Source organism: Pseudomonas sp. B424 (genome assembly GCF_055408345.1).
This window is the reverse complement of sequence record NZ_JBUZTL010000021.1, coordinates 31066-52472: the sequence shown is the minus strand read 5'-3', so window position 1 is coordinate 52472 and position 21407 is coordinate 31066. Positions and strand designations below refer to the sequence as shown.

General features: G+C 56.1%; 17 protein-coding genes. 3 read left to right on the top strand and 14 right to left on the bottom strand.

Annotation, left to right across the window (positions count from 1 at the left end; translation table 11 throughout):
• Positions 1-130: 130 nt before the first annotated feature.
• Positions 131-1777, bottom strand: a complete 1647-nt coding sequence (gene treC / locus ACZRMS_RS20495) for an alpha,alpha-phosphotrehalase (protein ID WP_463996812.1) — start codon at positions 1775-1777, stop codon at positions 131-133.
• Between the two features lie 62 nt (positions 1778-1839).
• A complete protein-coding gene (gene treP, locus ACZRMS_RS20490) occupies positions 1840-3282 on the bottom strand; it encodes a PTS system trehalose-specific EIIBC component (RefSeq protein ID WP_463996811.1) in 1443 nt (480 codons plus the stop codon).
• A gap of 207 nt (positions 3283-3489) precedes the next feature.
• Between treP and treR the strand changes: the two genes are divergently transcribed.
• The gene (gene treR / locus ACZRMS_RS20485; RefSeq protein ID WP_463996810.1) at positions 3490-4194 is read left to right on the top strand and encodes a trehalose operon repressor; all 705 of its coding nucleotides are present in this window, start codon (positions 3490-3492) and stop codon (positions 4192-4194) included.
• Between the two features lie 133 nt (positions 4195-4327).
• On the opposite strand, the gene ACZRMS_RS20480 is transcribed toward treR, so the two are convergent.
• The 5 genes from ACZRMS_RS20480 to ACZRMS_RS20460 all read right to left on the bottom strand — a co-directional run bounded on the left by ACZRMS_RS20480 (position 4328) and on the right by ACZRMS_RS20460 (position 10226).
• Positions 4328-4984, bottom strand: a complete 657-nt coding sequence (locus ACZRMS_RS20480; RefSeq protein ID WP_463996809.1) for a trypsin-like peptidase domain-containing protein — start codon at positions 4982-4984, stop codon at positions 4328-4330.
• 403 nt (positions 4985-5387) lie between these two features.
• Positions 5388-6965, bottom strand: a complete 1578-nt coding sequence (guaA, locus tag ACZRMS_RS20475; RefSeq protein WP_463996808.1) for a glutamine-hydrolyzing GMP synthase — start codon at positions 6963-6965, stop codon at positions 5388-5390.
• Positions 6966-7068: 103 nt separating this feature from the next.
• Positions 7069-8538, bottom strand: coding sequence for an IMP dehydrogenase (guaB, locus tag ACZRMS_RS20470; protein ID WP_463996807.1), 1470 nt, complete (start codon positions 8536-8538; stop codon positions 7069-7071).
• Positions 8539-8758: 220 nt separating this feature from the next.
• Positions 8759-9307 carry a sugar ABC transporter ATPase gene (locus ACZRMS_RS20465; RefSeq protein WP_463996806.1) on the bottom strand — a complete coding sequence of 183 codons (549 nt, stop codon included), beginning with the start codon at positions 9305-9307 and terminating at the stop codon, positions 8759-8761.
• A 172-nt stretch (positions 9308-9479) separates the two neighbouring features.
• A complete protein-coding gene (locus ACZRMS_RS20460) occupies positions 9480-10226 on the bottom strand; it encodes a sulfite exporter TauE/SafE family protein (protein ID WP_463996805.1) in 747 nt (248 codons plus the stop codon).
• Positions 10227-10307: 81 nt separating this feature from the next.
• On the opposite strand from ACZRMS_RS20460, the gene xseA reads away from it, so the two are divergent.
• Together xseA and ACZRMS_RS20450 are read left to right on the top strand one after the other, a co-directional pair.
• The gene (gene xseA, locus ACZRMS_RS20455) at positions 10308-11687 is read left to right on the top strand and encodes an exodeoxyribonuclease VII large subunit (protein ID WP_463996804.1); all 1380 of its coding nucleotides are present in this window, start codon (positions 10308-10310) and stop codon (positions 11685-11687) included.
• A gap of 3 nt (positions 11688-11690) precedes the next feature.
• Positions 11691-12515 carry a peptidoglycan DD-metalloendopeptidase family protein gene (locus ACZRMS_RS20450; RefSeq protein ID WP_463996803.1) on the top strand — a complete coding sequence of 275 codons (825 nt, stop codon included), beginning with the start codon at positions 11691-11693 and terminating at the stop codon, positions 12513-12515.
• On the opposite strand, the gene ACZRMS_RS20445 is transcribed toward ACZRMS_RS20450, so the two are convergent.
• From ACZRMS_RS20445 to ACZRMS_RS20415, 7 genes are all read right to left on the bottom strand, one after another.
• Positions 12512-13033, bottom strand: coding sequence for a hypothetical protein (locus ACZRMS_RS20445; RefSeq protein WP_463996802.1), 522 nt, complete (start codon positions 13031-13033; stop codon positions 12512-12514). The genes ACZRMS_RS20450 and ACZRMS_RS20445 overlap by 4 nt on opposite strands.
• Entirely contained in the window at positions 13030-13848 is an 819-nt protein-coding gene (locus ACZRMS_RS20440) for a winged helix-turn-helix domain-containing protein (protein WP_463996801.1), read from the bottom strand. The genes ACZRMS_RS20445 and ACZRMS_RS20440 overlap by 4 nt, the downstream gene beginning before the upstream one ends.
• A 355-nt stretch (positions 13849-14203) precedes the next feature.
• A complete protein-coding gene (locus ACZRMS_RS20435; protein ID WP_463996800.1) occupies positions 14204-15457 on the bottom strand; it encodes a hypothetical protein in 1254 nt (417 codons plus the stop codon).
• Positions 15458-15554: 97 nt separating this feature from the next.
• On the bottom strand, positions 15555-16835 hold the full coding sequence (locus ACZRMS_RS20430) for a hypothetical protein (protein WP_463996799.1): 1281 nt from the start codon (positions 16833-16835) through the stop codon (positions 15555-15557).
• Positions 16836-16933: 98 nt separating this feature from the next.
• Complete coding sequence (locus ACZRMS_RS20425) at positions 16934-19441, bottom strand: TcfC E-set like domain-containing protein (protein WP_463996798.1); 2508 nt, start codon at positions 19439-19441, stop codon at positions 16934-16936.
• Positions 19442-19588: 147 nt separating this feature from the next.
• The gene (locus ACZRMS_RS20420) at positions 19589-20113 is read right to left on the bottom strand and encodes a CS1 type fimbrial major subunit (RefSeq protein WP_463996797.1); all 525 of its coding nucleotides are present in this window, start codon (positions 20111-20113) and stop codon (positions 19589-19591) included.
• 62 nt (positions 20114-20175) lie between these two features.
• Positions 20176-20937: a fimbrial biogenesis chaperone gene (locus ACZRMS_RS20415; RefSeq protein ID WP_463996796.1), complete on the bottom strand. Its 762-nt coding sequence runs from the start codon at positions 20935-20937 to the stop codon at positions 20176-20178.
• Positions 20938-21407 lie beyond the last annotated feature (470 nt).

Genomic DNA, 21407 nt, shown 5'->3' with positions numbered 1-21407 from the left:
TTTATTTTTATGTGATTACAGCCATATTTCTGTGGGAGCGGGCTTGCTCGCGATGGTCACACCGCGTTGATTCAGGCCTATCGAGTTGCCTGAATCGCGAGCAAGCCCGCTCCCACAGAGCAATCCAGCTTCAGGTTTTCAGGTGCAGCACGAATGACTCATACGGGCGCAGCGAGATGCTGTGACTGCGTACCGGGCAGTCGTTGTAGTTGCTGATCAGCAGTCGCTGGCTCATGCCCGCGTCAATCACCCCTTGCGGCAGTTCGATATCGCACGGCGTGCCGTAGAAGTTGTTGATCACCAGCAAACTCTCGCCATCGCCCTCACGCACATAGGCCCACACCTGCTTATGCTCGGGCAACAACAGACGGTATTCACCGTGTTGCAGCAACGGTTCTGCGCGACGCAAGGCGATCAAGTGACGGTAGTGATGCAGCACCGAAGCCGGGTCATTGCGCTGCTCTTCTACGTTGATAAACGCCGCGTTGGCGGGGATACCAATCCACGGCTCGACGCTGCTGAAGCCGGCATTGGGCTGATGATTCCATTGCATCGGCGTGCGGCCGTTGTCCCGCGATTTCTGCTTGATCGCCGCCATGCATTCTTCGTGCGACACACCCGCTTCGCGCTTGAGGCGGTAGATGTTCAGGGTTTCTACATCGCGGTACTGCTCGATGCGCTCAAACCCGGGGTTGGTCATGCCGATTTCTTCGCCCTGATACACATAGGGCGTGCCTTGCAGGCCGTGCAGCGCGGTGGCCAGCATCTTGGCCGACACCACGCGATGCTCACTGTCATCGCCAAAGCGCGAAACCACGCGCGGCTGATCGTGATTACACCAGAACAGGGCATTCCAGCCGCCCCCCGCCTGCATGCCAACCTGCCAGTCCGACAAAATGCCTTTGAGCTGCAAAAAGTCGAAGTCAGCCCGCACCCACTTCTGCATGTTCGGGTAATCGACTTTCAGGTGATGGAAGTTGAAGGTCATCGACAGCTCTTGGCTGTCAGGCCGTGAATAGCGGATGCAGTGCTCAAGACTGGTGGACGACATTTCGCCGACGCTGACCAGATCGTGCCCGGCGAACACTTCGCGGTGCATCTCTTGCAGGTATTCGTGCACGTTGGGGCCATCGGTGTAAAAACGGCGCCCGTCGCTGCTGTCTTGCGGGAAGTGGGCCGGTTTCGAGATCAGGTTGATCACGTCCAGGCGGAAGCCGCCCACGCCCTTGTCCCGCCAAAAACACATCAGTTTGTACACCTCGGCCCGCACGTTGGGGTTGTCCCAATTGAGGTCGGCCTGGGTGTGGTCAAACAGGTGCAGGTAGTACTGGCCGGTTTGCGCCTCGTACTCCCAGGCCGAACCGCCAAACTTGGATTCCCAGTTGTTCGGCTGGTCGCGCCAGATGTAGAAGTCGCGGTACGGGTTGTCGAGGCTGCTGCGCGCCTGCTGGAACCACTCGTGCTCGATGGAGGTGTGATTGACCACGATATCGAGCATCAACTTGATGCCACGGGCGCTCGCTTCGCCGATCAACAGCTCGCAATCGGCCATGCTGCCGTAGCTGGGGTCGATGGCGTAGTAGTCGCTGATGTCATAGCCGTTGTCACGCTGGGGGGAGCGCAGGAACGGTGTCAGCCACAAGTAATCAACGCCCAGCCATTGCAGGTAGTCGAGCTTGTCGACCACCCCCAGCAAGTCGCCCGTGGCGTTGCCGGCGTGGCTGTAGAAACTTTTTGGGTAGATCTGGTAGATCACCGAACGCTGCCAGTCTTGCATGGAGGGTCCTTGCATTGTCTTTGTAGCCGCAGCCTGCGGCAGCGGCTACAGGGAAAGGTTATTCAGGCGACGCGGTACCCGGGCCGTACAATTTTCAGGCTCAGGGCACAGGTCAGGACAAACGGCACGACAATCGCCACCAACATGCCGATCACAAACATCGGGATGTACTGCGGGATGATCGAGATAAAGCCCGGCAAGCCACCGACCCCGATCGCCGAAGCCTGGACCTTGTTCAGCGACAGGAAGATGCTGCCCAGCGCCGAGCCGATCAACGCCGCATAGAACGGAAATTTGTAGCGCAGGTTGATCCCGAACATGGCCGGCTCGGTGATACCGAAATAGGCGGAAACAGCTGAAGTAGACGCCATGCTGCGTTCGCGCACATTGCGGCTCATGTAGAACACGCCAAGCGCGGCGCTGCCCTGGGCCAGGTTGGACATGACAATCATCGGCCAGATAAACGTGCCGCCATGGTTGGCAATCAGTTGCAGGTCGACGGCGAGGAACATGTGGTGCATGCCGGTAATCACCAGCGGCGCATACAGCAGGCCGAAAATCATCCCGCCGAGTACCGGTGCCAGATCAAACAGCAGGACCACGCCTTCGGTAATCAGGATCCCCAGGTGACGGGTCACCGGGCCAATGATTGCCAGCGCCAGCACCCCGGTGATGACGATGGTGGTAATCGGCACCACCAGCAGTTGAATGGCGTTGGGCACCCGTGCCCGCAGCCATTTTTCGATCACGCTCATGACGTAGGCGGCCATCAGGATCGGCAGGATTTGCCCCTGGTAACCCACCTTCTCGATCTGGAACAGGCCCAGGATGTCGAAGTACGGCAGGCTCTGCCCGTCCAGCCCGGCAACGGCCTTGCCGTAGTTCCAGGCATTGAGCAGATCGGGGTGAACCAGCATCAGGCCCAGCACGATGCCGAGAATCTCGCTGCCACCAAAACGCTTGGCTGCCGACCAGCCCACCAGCGCCGGGAGGAACACAAACGAAGTGTTGGCCATCAGGTTGATCAGGCTCCATACACCGTCCAGTGACGGGTAGGCATCGAGCAGGGTTTTATCGGCAATGAACATGCCTTTGGCGCCGAGCAGGTTGTTAACCCCCATCAGCAGGCCGGCAATGATCAACGCGGGCAGGATGGGCATGAACACATCGGAGAACACCCGCACCAGACGCTGCATGGCGTTGGCCTTGTCGGCGCCCTTTTGTTTGACGTCGGCGATGGTGGCAGCGGCCAGGCCGGTCTGCTCGCGCAAGGCGGCATAGACCTTTTCGACTTCGCCGGGGCCGATCACCACCTGGTACAGGCCGCCCGTAAAGAAGGAGCCCTTGACCAGATCGATCTGGTTAAGGGTGGCGCTGTCCACCAGGCTCGGGTCTTTGAGTGCAAGGCGCAAACGCGTGACGCAATGCGCGGCCTGCTCAACGTTTTCGGCGCCACCGAGGCTGTGCAGCAACTCGCTGGCGATAAGGGAATAGTCGTGGCTCATGCGTTGTCTTCCGCTTGAATTTTTATTATGGAGCGTCGTTTTGGCAGCACGCAGAAACGAAAAATACTCGTCTGTACGAGTTAAAGCAATAACTGGTACAGACGAGTTTGATTATTTTTGCCTGCTGCCCATGCGCCAGGGCTTGCGCTGCCTGTACCCCCACCCTTATGGTTCGGGCCCTGAGCCCAACGGCATAGAGCCCTCGCCATGACTAAATACAATCAGATCTACACCGATCTGCTTGCCAGCATCACCACCGAACGCCTGGCACGCGGTGCACGCTTGCCATCCGAAGCCGAGCTAATGACCCGTTACGCGGCCAGCCGTGGCACCGTGCGCAAGGCCATAGAGCAACTGCAAGAGCGTGGCTTTGCGCAAAAGATTCATGGCAAAGGCACCTTTGTACTCTCCTCCAGCCCGATTGAGTTCCAGCTGGGCGGCATTGTCAGCTTCCAGGAAACCCACCCGCGCCTGGGGGAGAACGTCAGAACGGACGTGGTCGAGTTCACCCGGTTCCCGCTCGAAGGTACATTGTGCGAGAAGTTCCACGTTGAGCCCGGCAGCCTGATAACCCGTATCAAACGCGTGCGTCACATTGATGGCAAGCGGGTGATCCTGGACATCAACCACTTCGTGAGCGATTTGATACCCGGCCTGGACGAGGACATTGCCCAGCACTCGATTTATGCCTACATCGAGCAAACCCTGAACCTGCAGATCAGCTACGCCCAGCGCACCATCGAAGCGGTGCCGCGCAGCAAGGACGACCAGCAGCATCTTGACCTGGACGGCCAGAGCCATGTGATCGTGGTGAGCAACCAGACATTTTTGCAGGACGGACGCCAGTTCGAGTACACCGAGTCACGGCATACCCTGGACAAGTTTTACTTTTCGGATGTGGCACGGCGCTAGGGTCTGTTGACGTTTGGTTGTGAGCCGCGTGCCGGGTCAAATTTTGCCAGGCAGGGCGAAGGGCGTCAGCAACCGGGGCTCTGAGACCTTCGCAAGCAGGCTCGCCCCCACCTCGGACTGAGGCCCTTTGGGCTTACTTCGCCGCATACTTCGAGCCGTGCGGGCCGTTCAATTGCGCCTGCAACATCCCCCACTCACGCTGAATGATCGAGTAAGGGATAAAGATGCTGACCCTCTCGGCATCCTTCAAGCCCGGCTGGGTGATCACGCTGTTCAGCGTGGTTGAGTAGAAACCGGCGTTGATGCCAACAATGCTGCCGTCACTGGCAATCACCGGCCCGCCCGACATCCCCTTGACCAGCGGGGCATCATGGATGCCATAAAGGTCACCGCTGTGTTCTTCAGTATTGAGGAAGGGCGTTTGAAACACCTTGCCTTTACCCGTGGTGGTCACAAAGTAAGGGCTCGCCCCCACGGCAGTGATGCTCTCGCCCACACGGGGTGCGCGCCATCTCGGGAAATGGCCGTTAGCCTTGTGCTGGATAAAGACCAGATCGCAGTGAGTGCTGCAACTGTAGGCAACGTTGGCGATGAACGGAGTGTGCCGGGTCGTGACCGCATAATCCTCATTCCACTGCACGGCCGAGGCCATGTACATGAACGGCATGGGAAAGCCCGAGAAGACTAAAAAGTATGAGTCATTGGCAGGCCCCGAAAGATCGGGCTTCACAAAACCGTTGCATCCTGCAAGTACAACTCCTATTAACAAGTAGGCCATGATCTTGATCATGATGTATCACCGACTTAATAAGGAGAGTGCGATTGTTTTTGTTGTCAGTATTTTGACTGCGACTGAATCAGCGCACCTAACCGACTGTTCTGGCTAGACACTCCACTATGTATGGCTGATGTTTTAATGACGCGTATGAATGAATTGAACTAACGGCAATTGCTTTTTGAACCATCTAAAAGTTCAAATAATTGGCGTCGGAAAAATGTCATGCACAAGGGGAAGTTGCAAAAGTGACTATAAGTCCCTTAATTAAAGACAGGACCTTAGTGCGTGCTGGCTTGAACTTTATCAAGTCATTGTGGGGGCTGACTTTCCAGCGATGCAGGCACTCAATAAAAAAGGCGGTCAACACTGGGTGTTGACCGCCTTTTGTTAAATCAAACCGGTTAACCGGCCAGACTTATTCCCACTCAATCGTTGCCGGCGGCTTGCTCGACACGTCATACGTCACGCGGGAGATGCCTTCGATTTCGTTGATAATGCGACCGCTGACAGTTTCAAGCAGCTCGTAAGGCAGGTGCGCCCAACGTGCGGTCATGAAGTCGATGGTTTCTACGGCACGCAGGGCAACAACCCAGGCGTAACGACGGCCATCGCCTACAACGCCAACCGATTTAACCGGCTGGAACACTACGAATGCCTGGCTGACCTTGTGATACCAGTCGGCCTTGCGCAGCTCTTCGATAAAGATGTGGTCAGCACGACGCAGGATGTCGGCGTATTCCTTCTTCACTTCACCCAGGATGCGCACACCCAGGCCCGGGCCCGGGAACGGGTGACGGTAGACCATGTCGTACGGCAGGCCGAGTTCCAGGCCCAGACGGCGGACTTCGTCCTTGAACAGCTCGCGCAGGGGTTCAACCAGCTTGAGGTTCATCTCGTCCGGCAGGCCGCCCACGTTGTGGTGCGACTTGATGACGTGAGCCTTGCCGCTCTTGGCGCCAGCCGACTCGATCACGTCCGGGTAGATAGTGCCCTGGGCCAGGTACTTGATGTTGTCCAGCTTGCAGGATTCGGCATCGAACACGTCGATGAAGGTACGGCCGATAATCTTGCGCTTTTTTTCCGGGTCGCTTTCGCCAGCCAGGTTGCCGAGGAACTGCTCGGCAGCGTTGGCACGGATTACTTTGACGCCCATGTTCTCAGCGAACATGGCCATCACTTGCTCACCTTCGTGCAGGCGCAGCAGGCCGTTGTCCACGAATACGCAGGTCAACTGGTCGCCGATGGCCTTGTGCAGCAACGCCGCAACAACCGAAGAGTCAACGCCGCCGGACAGGCCCAGCAAAACGTTGTCGGTGCCAACCTGGGCACGGATGTTGGCGATTGCGTCTTCAGCAATTTTCGACGGTGTCCACAGGGCTTCGCAGCCGCAGATGTCGAGGATAAAGCGCGACAGGATGCGGCCGCCCTGCTTGGTATGGGTCACTTCCGGGTGGAACTGCACACCATAGTAGCCACGCTCGTCGCTGAACATGCCGGCGATCGGGCAGCTTGGAGTGCTGGCCAGAACGTGAAAGTCGGATGGCATTCTGGTGACCTTGTCACCGTGGCTCATCCACACGTCCAGACCGAACAGGCCGTCAGCGTCGATATGGTCTTCGATGCCGTCCAGCAGGCGGCTTTTGCCGACTACGTCTACGCGGGCATAACCGAACTCACGCAGCTCGGAACCTTCAACCTTGCCACCCAGCTGTTCAGCCATGGTCTGCATGCCGTAGCAGATGCCGAAGACCGGTACGCCCAGGTCAAACACGGCTTGCGGCGCGCGCGGGCTGCCAGCTTCGTGCACGGATTCCGGACCACCGGCAAGGATGATGCCTTTAGGTGCGAATTCGCGGATCGCTGCGTCGTCCATGTCGAACGGGTGCAGTTCGCAGTAAACGCCGATTTCGCGAACGCGGCGGGCGATCAGCTGGGTGTACTGGGAACCGAAGTCGAGGATCAGAATGCGGTGAGCGTGAATGTCGAGGGCCATGACAAAATCTCGATTAATTTCAGAAACAACACGGGGCTGAATCAAACAGCCCCGGTGACTTAATTCGTATCGCCCCCAGGTTTTGGCCTGGGGGCGACCACTATCAACTTACGCGATAGTTTGGCGCTTCTTTGGTGATCTGCACGTCGTGGACGTGGGATTCAGCCATGCCGGCACCGGTAATACGTACAAATTCAGGTTTGGTGCGCATTTGTTCGATGTCGGCACAGCCGGTGTAACCCATCGAAGAACGCAGACCGCCCATCAGCTGGTGCACGATTGCAGTCAGCGAGCCTTTGTATGCCACGCGACCTTCGATGCCTTCCGGCACCAGCTTCTCGGCACCCGCGGAGGAGTCCTGGAAGTAGCGGTCAGAAGAACCCTGGGATTGCGACATCGCACCCAGCGAACCCATGCCGCGGTAAGCCTTGTACGAACGGCCCTGGTACAGCTCGATTTCGCCCGGTGCTTCTTCAGTACCGGCAAACATCGAACCCATCATGACGCAGGAAGCACCGGCGACGATGGCTTTGGACAGATCACCCGAGAAACGGATGCCGCCGTCGGCAATCAACGGAACGCCAGTGCCTTCAAGCGCAGCAGCAACATTGGCAATCGCGCTGATTTGCGGAACGCCAACACCGGCAACGATACGGGTGGTGCAGATCGAGCCTGGGCCGATACCGACCTTGACCGCGTCAGCGCCAGCTTCAGCCAGCGCCAGGGCAGCAGCGCCAGTGGCGATGTTGCCGCCAATGACCTGAACTTCAGGGAAGTTCTGCTTGACCCAACGTACGCGATCGATCACGCCTTTGGAGTGACCGTGAGCGGTATCGACAACTACCACGTCAACGCCGGCAGCCACGAGGGCGGCTACGCGATCGGCGGTGTCCTTGCCAGTACCGACCGCAGCGCCTACGCGCAGACGACCTTGATCGTCCTTGCTGGCCAGCGGGTAAGCCTTGGCTTTTTCGATGTCGTTGACGGTCATCATGCCTTTGAGGGCGAATTTGTCGTCAACGATCAGCACGCGCTCGATGCGGTGCTTGTGCAACAGTTCGCGGGCTTCTTCCTTGTCGGCGCCTTCCTTGACCGTGACCAGACGCTCTTTGGGCGTCATCACGTCACGGACGGTAGCTTCCAGACGGTTTTCAAAGCGCACGTCACGGGACGTCACGATGCCGACCAGGTCGCCATTGTGCAGTACGGGTACGCCGGAAATGTTGTGCTGGTGGGTCAGTTCAAGCAGTTCACGTACCGTGGCATCAGCCTCGATGGTGATTGGCTCTTTGACCACACCGGCTTCGAAACGCTTGACCTTGCGAACTTCGTGAGCTTGCTGCTCGATGGTCATGTTCTTGTGGATGATACCGATACCGCCTTCCTGAGCCATGGCGATTGCCAGACGGGCTTCAGTTACGGTGTCCATTGCGGCGGAAACCAGCGGAATATTCAGTTCAATGCCACGGGTCAAACGAGTCTTTAGGCTGACTTCGTTCGGGAGAACCTCGGAATAACCGGGGACGAGAAGGATGTCATCGAATGTGAGTGCTTCTTGGCTGATACGCAGCATCGCTGGGGCTCCCGAGCGGGAAAATGGAAGCGCGCCATTGTACTCAAAACACCTGCGTCTCTCAACGTAAACCTTTAGAGAGTTTTGCGCTAAGGCCCATGATTTATTGACCCACAGGGCAGTTTTACATGTGTGGGAGCGGGCTCGCTCGCGAAGGCATCACCGCGCAACGCAGCTGAACAGAGCCGCCCGCATTGCGGGCAAGCCCGCTTCCACAGTTTTAGAGTTCGACTTTCACCCACGCCACCGGCTGATCAAGCCAGTCGGCGAACTCGTCGAGGAAGCTTTGCTTGAAGCCTGCTTCGGCCCAGTTGTTGAAAATGAAACCCAGATTGGAAAACGCACACGGCTGCAAAAACAGAAAGCCGTTGATGTCGTCTTCATGGGTGCACAGCGGGCAAATAAAGTTGTCGGTACGCCCCGGCATCCAGTCTTCAAGGCTGTCGAACAACGCCTCCCCCACTTCCTTGCGGCACTCGGCGCAGCCGGCTTCTTCAAGAAAGCCCCTGGACGGGGTGTAGATGCAGCGCTTGGTGATGATCTCCAGACCATTGACCGGCTGGCCGAACGGCAACGCCTCGGGGTTCAGCACCACGTCCCGGGCACCCGGTGCGATGGCGTAGGCCATGCCATTGCCGGTGCGGCCACAGGTGGTCAGCTCTTGCGCAATGATGTTCTTGCGCACCAGCCAGCGCACGATCGCCCGGGCCCGGGGTTCGTGAACCGGCAAGGTGGAGATTTTAGGAACGATGATGCTTTGCGAGTTCATGGATACGGCACGTGTACGTGGGATAAGGGCAACACACTGAAACTGTGGAAGCGGGCTTGCTCGCGATCATATCGCCGCGATCTGGCTGCCGCACCGCAGTGCCTGCATCGCGAGCAAGCCCGCTCCCACAGAGTTGGATCAGGCGCGCAGCTTAAAGCCTCACACCGCGAGGTCAAGCACTCAGATAGCGCGCTATCAGCGCAATCCCGCTGGCCAGTACCAGCCAGGTCACCAGGCGCACAAAGGCCTCGCGGGACAATTTGCGGGTCAGACGACGGCCTGTCCACAGCCCCAGCGCCATGGCCGGCAACAGACAGGCGGCCAGCAACAGCAGCGTACCATCGGCATACACACCCGCAATCACGAACAAACTCAAGCGCACCACGGTACTGCAACTGATCAACGCACTTTGGGTGGCGCGCGCCGCGTCTTTGGGCAAGCGTGCATTCAGATACAGCGCATACAAAAAACCACCGCTGCCGAACAATGCGCCAAATAGCCCGCCCGTGACGCCGGTCGGGATCGCCCAGACGGGTGCAACTTCGGTCGGTCGCACCTTCACCGCCAGGCTGTACAGCGCGTAGGCACTGATAAAGATCCCCATCAACAGCAACAACAGGTCGGACTTGAGGTTGAGCAAGAACACCACACCGATGACACAGCCAATGGCCATACACGGCAGCAATCGCAACAGCTCCGGCCGTGAAACATCCCGGCGCGATGGCAACCAGTTACCAAACGCCGCGACAAAATCCAGCAGCACCAGCAACGGGATGATTTTCGACAAGGGCAAGCACAGGATCAGCAGTGGCCCCGCAACCAGTGCAGTACCGAACCCGGCAACTCCAAACACGATATACGCCAGCGCAATGGCCAGCTCCAGCAACACCCACTCTCCACCGGTAAATGGCAAATCCATTGCTTCGCTTCCCTGTTTTTTTGTGCGCGGACTTTAACCGGGCAGGTGCAGACAGAACAATCCACCCTTATGATGGCCCGCATGATTAAAGACCCCTTTGCAAGACTCAACCTCGACCGAGAAGTCCTGACCGTCAGCCAGCTCAATGGCCGGGCGCGGGTGTTGCTCGAAGACGTGTTCAGCAACATCTGGGTCGAAGGCGAAATATCCAACCTCGCCCGTCCGGCTTCTGGCCATGTGTACTTCACCCTCAAGGACAGCGGTGCCCAGGTGCGTTGCGCGCTGTTTCGCAACAACGCGGCGCGGGTGCGTCAGGCCCTGAAAGACGGCCTGGCGGTCAAGGTGCGCGGCAAGGTCTCGTTGTTTGAAGGCCGTGGCGATTACCAGCTGATTCTCGACACTGTAGAGCCCGCCGGTGATGGTGCGCTGCGCCTGGCCTTCGACGCCCTGAAAGAGAAACTCAGCGCCGAAGGCCTGTTCAGCCCCGAGCGCAAGGTCGCCCTCCCCGCTCACCCGCAACGAATCGGGATTGTCAGCTCGCCCACGGGCGCGGTGATTCGCGACATCATCAGCGTGTTTCGCCGCCGGGCACCGCAAGTCGAACTGACCCTGATCCCCACCGCCGTACAAGGCCGCGAAGCCACGGCGCAGATTGTGCGGGCTCTCAAGCTTGCCGATGCCCGGGGTTTTGATGCGCTGATCCTGGCCCGGGGCGGCGGTTCGCTCGAAGACCTGTGGTGCTTTAACGAAGAAGTCGTGGCCCGTGCCATTGATGCCTGCATCACGCCAATCGTGAGTGCCGTGGGTCACGAAACCGATGTGTCCATCGCCGACTTCGTGGCTGACGTACGGGCGCCAACGCCGTCGGCTGCTGCGGAGTTGCTGGCACCGGACTCCAGCGACCTGCAACGCCGTATCGACAGCCTGCACCGCCGTCTGGTGATGCGCATCCACGACCGCTTGATGCGCGACCGCCTGCGCCTGGATGGTTTGGCCCGTCGCTTGCGCCACCCCGGCGAGCGCCTGCGCCAGCAAGCCCAGCGCCTGGATGACCTGGACATGCGCATGCGCCGGGCATTCGAGCGCAGCCTCAACACTCGCCGCGAACGCTTGATCCGCCTCGAAACCCGTCTGGCCGCCCAGCATCCGGGGCGCCAGCTGGCCATGTTGCGCCAGCGCCTGGACAGCCTGGCCGAGCGCTTGCCAAGAGCCATGCGCGAAGGCCTCAAAGGTCGTCGACTGCAACTGCAAAGCCAGATGCAAACCCTGCATGTGGTCAGCCCGCTGGCGACCCTGGGGCGTGGTTACAGCATCTTGCTCGATGAACGCGGCAACGCCATTCGCAGTGCCGATCAAACCCAAAACGGCCAGCGCCTCAAGGCCAGACTGGGTGAAGGCGAACTGCAAGTACGCGTCGAGGACAACCACCTCACGCCCGTCACCCTTTCTTTACTGGATTAACTGATGTCGCGCTTTCTCCCTGCCGTATTGTTGCTCTGCCTGACCCTCAATGCTCACGCCGCCGACAGCTACATCACCCGCCAACTGAATAAACCGGTGCCGGGCGGGGTTGCCGTGATCGAGCTGGGCACCGCAACCCTGGCCCCCAAGGCTACCTATGACGGCAAGCCGGTACTGGTGATCAAGGAGCAGGACACCTGGCGCGCCATTGTCGGTATCCCGTTGAGCGTAAAACCCGGCAACCAGCGCATCAGCAGCGACGGGCGCGACCTGAGTTTCACCGTGGGCAACAAGAAATACCCCGAGCAGCGGATCACGCTCAAGAACCAGCGCCAGGTCAATCCCAACCCGGCGGACATCAAGCGCATCGACAACGAACTGGCGATCCAGATCAAGGCCTACCGCACCTTCAGTCCCAACACGCCAAGCAACCTGCTGCTGGACAAACCGGTCAACGGGCCGCTGTCGAGCAAGTTTGGTGTACGCCGGTTTTTCAATGGCGAAGAGCGTAACCCCCACGCGGGCCTGGACTTCGCCGTTCCGGCAGGCACGCCCATCAAGACCCCGGCTGCAGGCAAGGTGATCTTGATCGGCAATTACTTCTTCAATGGCAACACCGTGTTTGTCGACCACGGCCAGGGCTTTATCAGCATGTTCTGCCACATGTCGAAGATTGATACCAAAGTGGGCCAGCAACTGGCGCGCGGCGATGTGGTCGGCAAAGTCGGTTCAACCGGCCGTGCCACCGGCCCGCATATGCACTGGAACATCAGCCTGAATGATGCCCGGGTCGACCCGGCGATCTTTATCGGTGCCTTTAAGCCTTAACGTAAACGCGGCATCAACCACCCTTGCCTGCCCTGGCAGATCTGGCGTGGCATGCCAAGGCGGCCAAACGAATAAGTGTTGGGGCCCAGTTTCAACACTTGGAGATAAACGTCCTCCCCCGGCGCACTCATGAATACCAGTGGCTTGTCATCACTGAGCGTGTCTCCCTGCTTGCGCGTCATTTTGGTGACCCTGTTTTTCAGATAAGGCCCCGCCTGCACATACTTGAAATCAATAAAGCGATGAAAGTTGTGTACCTGGGTCTGGTCATTTTTCACGAGCTGCACTTTGCGGCCGCTGATCCGTGAGAAGCCCTGGTTATTGCCATAAAAAAACTGACTGTATGAACCCAACGTTCGCTCGGCTGTTTGATCGGATGACGTTACCAGCATTTCAAAATCCAGATGGCACTCCCATACCACTCGACCAGCAGAGTAAAGCCAGGTCGCGACCAGCCAAGGTAAAAGGATTAGCGTAATAAACAGAACCCCCGGCGCACTCGACTTTGCAGCCATCATGATTCGGGCCCATCCACGACAAAATAGGAAATACACCCCGACACACTGATTTCTATCGGGTCCCGGCATAAGAAATATCCATAAACGTCATCCCTTAGCGCACCATTCAAATACACGTATGGATAACTCGCCAACGCCGTGAAGGCTGGAGGCTTCTCCTTCAACTTGAGCAAATGGGCATTAACGCGCTCAGGGTTGGCGTTTAAACCCGGCGCCGAAAACAAATGCAGGCTGCGCTCCCCAGGTACCGGCAAGTAACTGAGTTCGATGGCCGATGACAGGGGCGAACTCAACTTCATCGCTTGCCAGCCAAAGGCCAGGAGCATGTTGAACAGCAACAACCCGCCCAGAAACAGATACTTGCGCCGGCTGTGCTTTTTGTCCGCAGGTACGGCAACCTGATCACCCAACATGACCAGTAACGGTTTGATATCGCGCCCGGCGCTGCATTCATCACCTGCAACAGGCTGCGTACAATCACCCAGTTTCTCAATTGACAAGGCATCGCTGACTTTGTAGCCAATGCGCGGCACTGTGACCACGTAATCGCAGTGCCCCACGGAGGATAAACAACGGCGGATTTGCGCAATGGACTGGTTGACGCTATTGGCCGACACCTGCTGCCCGTAGCGTTCCCACCCCGCATGCAACAGCTCCTTTTTAGTAACGATGGAGCCCTGAGCCTCAAGTAACGTCGAAAAACAACGGCTGGCTGCCGCCCCGAGCATAACGGACTGAACAACGTCACCCGCACCTGACACTTCATACAACTCATCATCAAATAACATTACGCCAGCTATCAAGTAACGGGCCATGGTATTACAGCCTTATAAAATGAGTAGACGGAGTGTAATGTTCCGCCATTTCAAATGCCGAATTAAATAACACTCTACATCAATCACTTAACACAGCGACATAGCGCGAGGCCTGCCCATGCACAATCAAGCATAAACACCCTCTTGATCAATACACACGTCGAACAAACGCCCACAATAAACTTGTCAACTCAGCGTTTTAATCCAGGCTTAAAGTAGGAATTTTCAACACCTTAATATTTAAACAAAACAACCCGCCCACTTATAAGCAGGGCCGCTGTTTATCGCCCACCAGTCTTATTGTTATCGGGGGTAAGTCGCTCAAGGGACAGTAATATTAATCAGGCCCAGGCGCTTAAATATCGGCATCAAAAATAATCGTGGCACTGCCGGTAAACGTAGTGCCTGGATAATTGAGCATGGATGCGCTCGCTACGCCGGGAATGACGTAGTGCAGGGTAGCCTTTCGAGAAAACTGGCTGCTTTGCGTACTGAACACCACCGCACTCTGCTCCCCGCTACCGAGCGGCACTCGATGCGCAGGCTGCCCCCCTGAATCGACCACGATACCGGCGGGCAAAGTGAGTGCAATATCAACCCCCACGACGGGTTGTTCGTGCGCTAACGGGCGAATGCCACAGGTGCTCTCCACGACGTATTGGCACTCCAGATAGACTTTAAACTTGCCGGAGCTGGATATTTTAAAGTCATGGTTGGCGAATAAGGATGGCGGTAGTCGCCCGGTATCGAACCATCCTTGCCAGCCGCCTTCAGGCTGCAGTACCACACGGTTTGCGCCGGGCGGGAACTCGACATTGAGCAAGTGGTTAACCGACAGCTTGAAGTTGAAGGTGATGTGATCATCGCTCGCCAGCATGATGTCGCCAAAGTCAAAATCCTGACCAGGGCCTATGCCATAGGTGATGCTACCGGAGTAAGTGCCCATTTCCATGGCCAAAGGGTTTGGCGTGAGCATCTCGTAACTGATGTTCATGTTGCGGTACCTGAAAGGCGCCGGAATCTCGACTTTGGGCATTTTCACGCAAGCCGTGGTTGCACTCTGCGGTACCTTCCAGAAGTAATCATAAAAAGTGGCATTGCCACTGCCCACGCCGCCATAGGTGCAAGGGCTGGGCGCCGTTACCCAGGTCGATCCCCACAAGTGACCATGCCAGGTGCCGCTGCTCAAAATATAGCGCCCGCCGAAACCCGAGATCCGCCATTGCACCTCGGAACTCGCTCCGGTTTGATCATTGGTAATGGGCACGGTGCGAAAGGTCGACGGGATTAGCATGTAAGCCGCTTTTCGCCTGTCTGCCAGCGCCTCGTCCGGGTCAAGCCCCTTTGACGCATCGAAATCAATCGGGAAGTCAACACTCGAAAAGTTATTGGCTTCGCATTGACCTGGCAGTATCAGGCAATAGCCCGTCACCGGTGTTGTATTAACAAACTTATTATGTGAAGGATTTGCGGGGTCGGGCATAAACACTGCCGTAATTTCCTGCTCTGCTGCATTCAACGGTTGAACGCTGAACAGTCCCTGCGCACACAAAAAAATCAGACCTGCCAAAAAAAAAGCTGACGACTCAAAAAAAATAAACAACCGCACGGTATGTCTCCCCGATAGTGAATAGCGATGCAGGCCTTATAAATAATCACGTCGTCGCGCTGAAACAGCCGCAACGACCTTTATATAGAACGGCCCGCTAAGTAGTGACATCAAATATAATCGTGACCACGCCACTGTAAGTACTGCCCGGATTTTCAACCATGAGTGCTGTCACCTCGGGTTGTATTTCATAATTCATGCTCGCCGCCCGCGACAGTTGAACCCCGTCAACTTCAAAACTTACTGCATTGTGCATGCCCTGGGCCAAGGGAACTTTAATCGCCGTACGCCTGCCCGGGCTTAACGTGATACCGGCCGGAAAACTCACCGTTGTATCCACCGCCACCCGGGCATTTTTCGTGGCTGACTCGGCGTAAATACCGCAGTCCGCGTCAATCGAATATTGACAGTCCAGGTACATTTTGAAGTGGCTTGAAGTCGATAGTTTAAAATTCTGAAACGCACTCAAACCGGGAGGTTTGCGTCCCGAGTTAAGCCAACCTTGCCAACCTTCTCTGGGTTGCAAGACCGCCCGTTGTGAACCCGGTGGAAAGTCCACCGTTAACGCACTGTTTACGGAAAACCTGAAGTTAAGGGCCAGGACACTATCAGAAGGCAACATCAACTCACCGAGGTCAAAATCCTGGCCCGGCCCCACGTTGTAAACAGTACTGGCAGCATATTCCCCAGGCTCCATGTCCAGTGGGTTAGGCATGACAAATTCAAACGCGGTTTGGGTATGGTTATAAATAAAAGGACCCGGGATTTCGAATAACGCTTTTTTGGTACAGGTGTCATTGCTGCGGTAGTGCCAAAAAAACTCATGGGCTTTGGGCGCTAAATACCACAGCCTTGATGAATAACATGACCCCAACCCCTCATGCCACGCTCCTCCTTGCCAGAGCAATCCATGCCCCAGGTTGGGTGCCGTAGGACCACCCGGAGACAGTTCCGCCGCCGGCTGGATCAAATGGTATTGAGCCCCCATTGCGACTGCCCGAACTTTTAATTCAGCCTGTGAGCCGGTTTTATTATTGACCAACATTACACTGCGCCAACCCAAGGGGATCTTGAAGTACGCCCCCTGCCTTGGATCATTCGCATTTGCCGCAACGTCAATACCCGCCGGCGACTCAAAAACAACCGGCCACATCATACCCAGTGCCCCGTTACAGTAACTGGAACTAGGCGACGAACACTTGCCTTCGCCAGGCGTGACGATGACAAAGGCCGAGCTCCTTGAACCGTTCGGATCGGGCGTATACACCGCCTCAATGGTTTTTTCATACGCTGACGTCGATAACGCGTAACTCATCAATACCAGCGCCAACCGGTAACGTCTAAAACTTTGGGAGTTAAAAAGTAATGCCATGCGCATAATAATTACTCAGTTCAAAATTATGAATCACACGCTCCTTGTGCCCCGTGTATTCATTGCTATTTAACAGAGCATCCGTATTCAAGTGACCTGTCCATTCACGGCCCTTTCGCAACGCCCACTGATGTTGGGTGACAGACGATATCGGCGACCAGCAACACATTGTTTTCACGTTTATGTTTGCCCGGTTCCAGGACGACACTGCATGCAGGCTGCCCCCGATGATTTATTTCCAGGCTGGGTGACGCTTCGCTCATTTCCAGCACAAAAAAACCGTCGGCCTCTGTTACACCGCTGCTGGCATGATTAAGGATATGTGCGCCTGCCATGGGTCTGCCCTGGGGGTCGACAAGACGTCCCAGTACCGACAAGGTTTTGAGTACGCGCACTTTCTGATACATCACGCCACCTTTATTGAGGTGGTAGCGCGTCTGGGGAGGTTGTATCGACGCGGCATAGGCATCACTGCCATTGAAATCGAAGCGCACCGTGCCACTTTTATATGCGCCCACCGGCACAATATTTCTGCCGGGTTTGAGCTCTGCGCCATAACTGCCACTCATGTCGTCGGCGCGTAATACCAGGTTGTCGATGTCCGAATCCAGGTCGACGATCATTGCCCCGTCATCACCATAGAAATTGCCGCTGGCAGCCACAGTCCCTGCCCCGACGGCCACGGTACTGCTGAGGTTCAAGCCACCGCTGACCTCTCCGTTATAGGAAGAGCGCTGTGCGTAGGCGTCGCCATCAAGCACTCGGGTTTCAAATTGAGTGGCGCCGCTCAAGCCCGCGCCGTAACTGTCGGCCGTCAGGCTGGTGGAGTAACTTTTGAAAAAATCACCGTCCAGGACCTTGTTGTAACCCAATGAACCATTAAGTTCGCGCTCGCCATCACGGGAGGTGCGACTACCGATACTGGCCGAGAAGCTGCCGCCCGGGTTGCCCAGCGCCAGGTTGATGCTCAGGTCGATCCCGCGATTACGCTGGCTCCCGGTGCTGATGCTCGCGGGGCGGTCAAACAGCGATACCTGCCAGTTCACATCGCTGCCAAACAGCGTGCTCCTGCGTAACCAGCTCAGATCAACCCCGGTGCCGTTGGTATTGCCGCTACTGTGGCTGACCCGACCCGTGAGGCTGCTGGTCAGGCTCAAACGCTGAGTAACCGACAGCGCTGTGTTTTGAGTACGGCCGTTGAAGCGGTTTTTTGGGCGAATCGCGACGGTGTCCAGGTAGTCGATATCATTTCGGGTATCAAGCCAGGAACGCGAGTGAGAAAACATCACGCTGCCGCTGTGATATTGATAACGGGCCTGAATATCCATTCCTGTACCGTAGTCAGACGTTTGATACACGTTGCTATAGAGACTGATCTTGTCTGACAGGCTCCAGTCTATTGACCCGCCGTATTGCATTTTTTGCGCAACACGCTGGGCGTCAGCCCCCAGAATGACTCGGGGATGCACCAGGTAATTGAGCAGAACCCCGTAGGTCAAACCCTGATCATATTGAACGTCATCGCCCCAGTTATTGAACAACTGACGTCGTTTGCCACCGAACACGCTGTAGCGCCAGGGTTGATCGGCATTGCGCCAGTTGTTCGGTTTATAGATCACCTCTTCGGTCGTGGAAGTGACTTGGCCATCCTCGATCAAGCGCACCTGTACGGGGTAAATCCCCCCGGGTAAGCGCCTTGTGTCGAGTGTCTGCAAACCACTGGCAACGGCCTGGCTGTAAATCAGGACACCATCGCGATATACCTCCACAAGCCCTTGGCGACTAGGCGTGACATAGACGGGATAGGTGCTGGGGCTTGCGCTGTTGACGGCAAGGCTGTCGCTGGTTCCGTACATGAAACCAAGGGTGGTATCAGGGCTGGCGCCAAAATTGCGCGGTCGTCGATAAACCCCTAGCGCATCCGGCGTGAAATACCCCAGACGGAAAAAGTTGCCGGCAAACTCGCGCTGGCCGTAGAGCTGGTTCAAAGAGTGATAGGTGGGAGAGTCGGGCTCACCGGTACGTGCCAGTTCGGCCGAAGCAACCTGTGTCCAGTTGCCGATGCTGCTGTTGGCCTGGACGTTATAACGCGCCGCCATGCTGGCTTCGGAGCCACCACTGCGGGCAATGTTCAATTGGTTGTGCAGAATCAGACCGGCACTGCCGCCTACGGGCAGGCTGTGGTACTGGGCAGAATCGCCTTCATGCTCGGCGTTATCCGTCAAAATCGAAAGCTGTGAGTCTTGCAGGTTGTAATGCAAGGCGACCAAGCCGTTTGCACAATTGTCAGTACAGCTACCCAGCGCTACAGGTGTGGATAACTGATCCAGCCATTGGGCACGCTCGGCCTCAGGCAATGCACTTTCTTGCGTATCGGTAAAACTCAATAATCGAATTTTTTCATCACGACCGAGAATGACCAGGGCATCGCCAAGCAACTTTGCGTTTACATCGATACGCACGGCTAAAGGCACATCGAAAAAATGTTCCTGAAAACCATCAGGTAAAGACGCTGCCTGACTTAACACACCCAACTTGGACGGTGAATTAACCTCAGCGTTAAGGCCCGTCGACAGAATAATCGAGTAGCCAACAATCAGGGCACGACCCATTAAAGAGTTCAATAGTTATTATCCAGACAAACTGACATCGTTTATGTAAAACCCGCACAACTCCACTTTCCAGGCGGCCGAGAGCATCGATCGTTGTTCGACCGCCAGGAAAGAGAGTCTTAGAGCTCAGGCATTACTAAAGACGGCTTAAGGCGTAACAGGAGGCACCGCATCGAAGGTCATGTTGACGATGCCACTGTATTCACCCGGTACAAAATCATTGCCTGTCTCTACGGCCGCAATCGTCAGGTCTACGCGTTTGCCGGCAGCCGCTTCAGTGGCGTTGATAAACTCCTGACTGAAGCTATTAAGCTCCTTGTTATTGAAATGAACGTCGAGCGGAATCATGGCAGCGCCATTGAACAGATAAGCTCCGTTGGCATCGGTAATGCGTGCGGCAATGGCACCCGAGCTGTTTCTGACGTCAAAGGCTTTACGCAGGGTGCTTAGCTCGCCACGCCCGGTAGCGGGATTAGGCGTCCACTCCATACGTTGCGCCACACCGATCCAGCCGGTTTCTGCCGGTACAACATGAAACGTGGTGGATGGAACACTGGCAACCAATTGAACTTGTACTTCGATTGGATCAGCCGCAGAGACCTGTGCCGTACCCAGGGTGGCTAACAAGGCAAGGGCCAGTGGGCTAACAGTAGCCATAAAAGTGCGTTGCATTTTTGCTTCCTTCTTCAGGTTTATAGTCAGGGGGTGATACATCATTTATATGCAATTAAAATTCAAGCACTGGTAAACGATACCTTGCGTTCAGCATTGCCTTCTTGAAGCACAAAGCTGTGAATCTTGTTTTGTGTTTTGGTAAACGTATAGGTTTTACCGGGCAATACGTAATGCTGAGCGATGGCCGAACACTCGGTAGTTTTTTCGACATGGCAACTTTTAACGAAATCCAGGGCAATAACACTATTGCCTGCGTTATGGACGCTGTAGGTCGTCTTTTCATCTTTAAGTCGTGTATCAAACTTGACCTTGTCCGGCCTGACAAACATAAGCGTGCCGAACCCCGTCAACAGGGTTACTTGCGCAGCCAGATCGTTCTTGTAGGTCTGTTGATCATCGGCACTCTGATCAAAAGTGTCCGCACTGGACGGCAACACAGGAATAAATCGAACCCGGTAATACCGTTCATGGTCACGACCGCCCATAAACAACAGTCGGGTCGATTGCATGCCATTGGCTGGAATAATCATCCTGGCCGGGCTCGCCAGCAGCGTGTTCTGCTCGGCCAGCGGCGCATCAGAGAGCGCTTTGGGTGGCAGTTCGACGGGTTTGCCCTGGGCGTCGTAGATAATTTCCTGAACCACCACTTTCACGAATGCGGTACTGGTTCCAGAGTTATAAATGCGCTTCAGGACCGCGCTTTTACCGTCATCCAGAAAGCCGAACATCGACCCCGGATTGATGGCTGGCGAGGCGATTGCCGGCGCAGTCAAACCCCAACCGCACCCCATCATCAGAAAGAGATAGCTATAAATTCGCATGGTAATACTCGGCTGCTGATCACTGTTTTCTACAGAGCCTGTGAAGCTGCTGTGGAAGTGGAATCAAGTATTACGGCGATTGGTGCGATGAAGTGAAAAGCCTCATCAATGCTCATGCCTAAGCACCGAAACACAAGGCTTTTCATAGGTTTTCACGGTTTGTGATACTGACCGGTCACAGTTTTTCGGCGCTGAAATTTCTGACTGCTTGCAAGCGCACTCATCAGGTTCAACCAGGGCTGACTGACACGGCCTGCCTCAAGAAGCACCAGATGTATGCCAAGCGCTAAAGGTGCGCAATTAATGAGACAACCTCATATAAAATTCGCGATAAAAACCCGAATATTCGCCATATTCGAGCATTCCTCTCAATGTTTTTTGCCTGCTTGCCATCCTTCTCACCAATGGTTAGGGTTGAGGTCATGAACACATCACATACCCTCATCCTGCTTCGTCAACATCGCAGCCTT

What these genes read in the sequence shown, in the direction of transcription:
- xseA (WP_463996804.1), top strand. Translation starts at nt 10,308, where the DNA reads ATGATTAAAGACCCCTTTGCAAGACTCAACCTCGACCGAGAAGTCCTG.
- ACZRMS_RS20430 (WP_463996799.1), bottom strand. Translation starts at nt 16,835, where the DNA reads ATGCGCATGGCATTACTTTTTAACTCCCAAAGTTTTAGACGTTACCGG.
- ACZRMS_RS20445 (WP_463996802.1), bottom strand. Translation starts at nt 13,033, where the DNA reads ATGATGGCTGCAAAGTCGAGTGCGCCGGGGGTTCTGTTTATTACGCTA.
- ACZRMS_RS20425 (WP_463996798.1), bottom strand. Translation starts at nt 19,441, where the DNA reads ATGGGTCGTGCCCTGATTGTTGGCTACTCGATTATTCTGTCGACGGGC.
- treR (WP_463996810.1), top strand. Translation starts at nt 3,490, where the DNA reads ATGACTAAATACAATCAGATCTACACCGATCTGCTTGCCAGCATCACC.
- guaA (WP_463996808.1), bottom strand. Translation starts at nt 6,965, where the DNA reads ATGGCCCTCGACATTCACGCTCACCGCATTCTGATCCTCGACTTCGGT.
- treP (WP_463996811.1), bottom strand. Translation starts at nt 3,282, where the DNA reads ATGAGCCACGACTATTCCCTTATCGCCAGCGAGTTGCTGCACAGCCTC.
- ACZRMS_RS20415 (WP_463996796.1), bottom strand. Translation starts at nt 20,937, where the DNA reads ATGCGAATTTATAGCTATCTCTTTCTGATGATGGGGTGCGGTTGGGGT.
- ACZRMS_RS20440 (WP_463996801.1), bottom strand. Translation starts at nt 13,848, where the DNA reads ATGGCCCGTTACTTGATAGCTGGCGTAATGTTATTTGATGATGAGTTG.
- ACZRMS_RS20460 (WP_463996805.1), bottom strand. Translation starts at nt 10,226, where the DNA reads ATGGATTTGCCATTTACCGGTGGAGAGTGGGTGTTGCTGGAGCTGGCC.
- ACZRMS_RS20420 (WP_463996797.1), bottom strand. Translation starts at nt 20,113, where the DNA reads ATGCAACGCACTTTTATGGCTACTGTTAGCCCACTGGCCCTTGCCTTG.
- ACZRMS_RS20465 (WP_463996806.1), bottom strand. Translation starts at nt 9,307, where the DNA reads ATGAACTCGCAAAGCATCATCGTTCCTAAAATCTCCACCTTGCCGGTT.
- ACZRMS_RS20480 (WP_463996809.1), bottom strand. Translation starts at nt 4,984, where the DNA reads ATGATCAAGATCATGGCCTACTTGTTAATAGGAGTTGTACTTGCAGGA.
- guaB (WP_463996807.1), bottom strand. Translation starts at nt 8,538, where the DNA reads ATGCTGCGTATCAGCCAAGAAGCACTCACATTCGATGACATCCTTCTC.
- ACZRMS_RS20450 (WP_463996803.1), top strand. Translation starts at nt 11,691, where the DNA reads ATGTCGCGCTTTCTCCCTGCCGTATTGTTGCTCTGCCTGACCCTCAAT.
- treC (WP_463996812.1), bottom strand. Translation starts at nt 1,777, where the DNA reads ATGCAAGACTGGCAGCGTTCGGTGATCTACCAGATCTACCCAAAAAGT.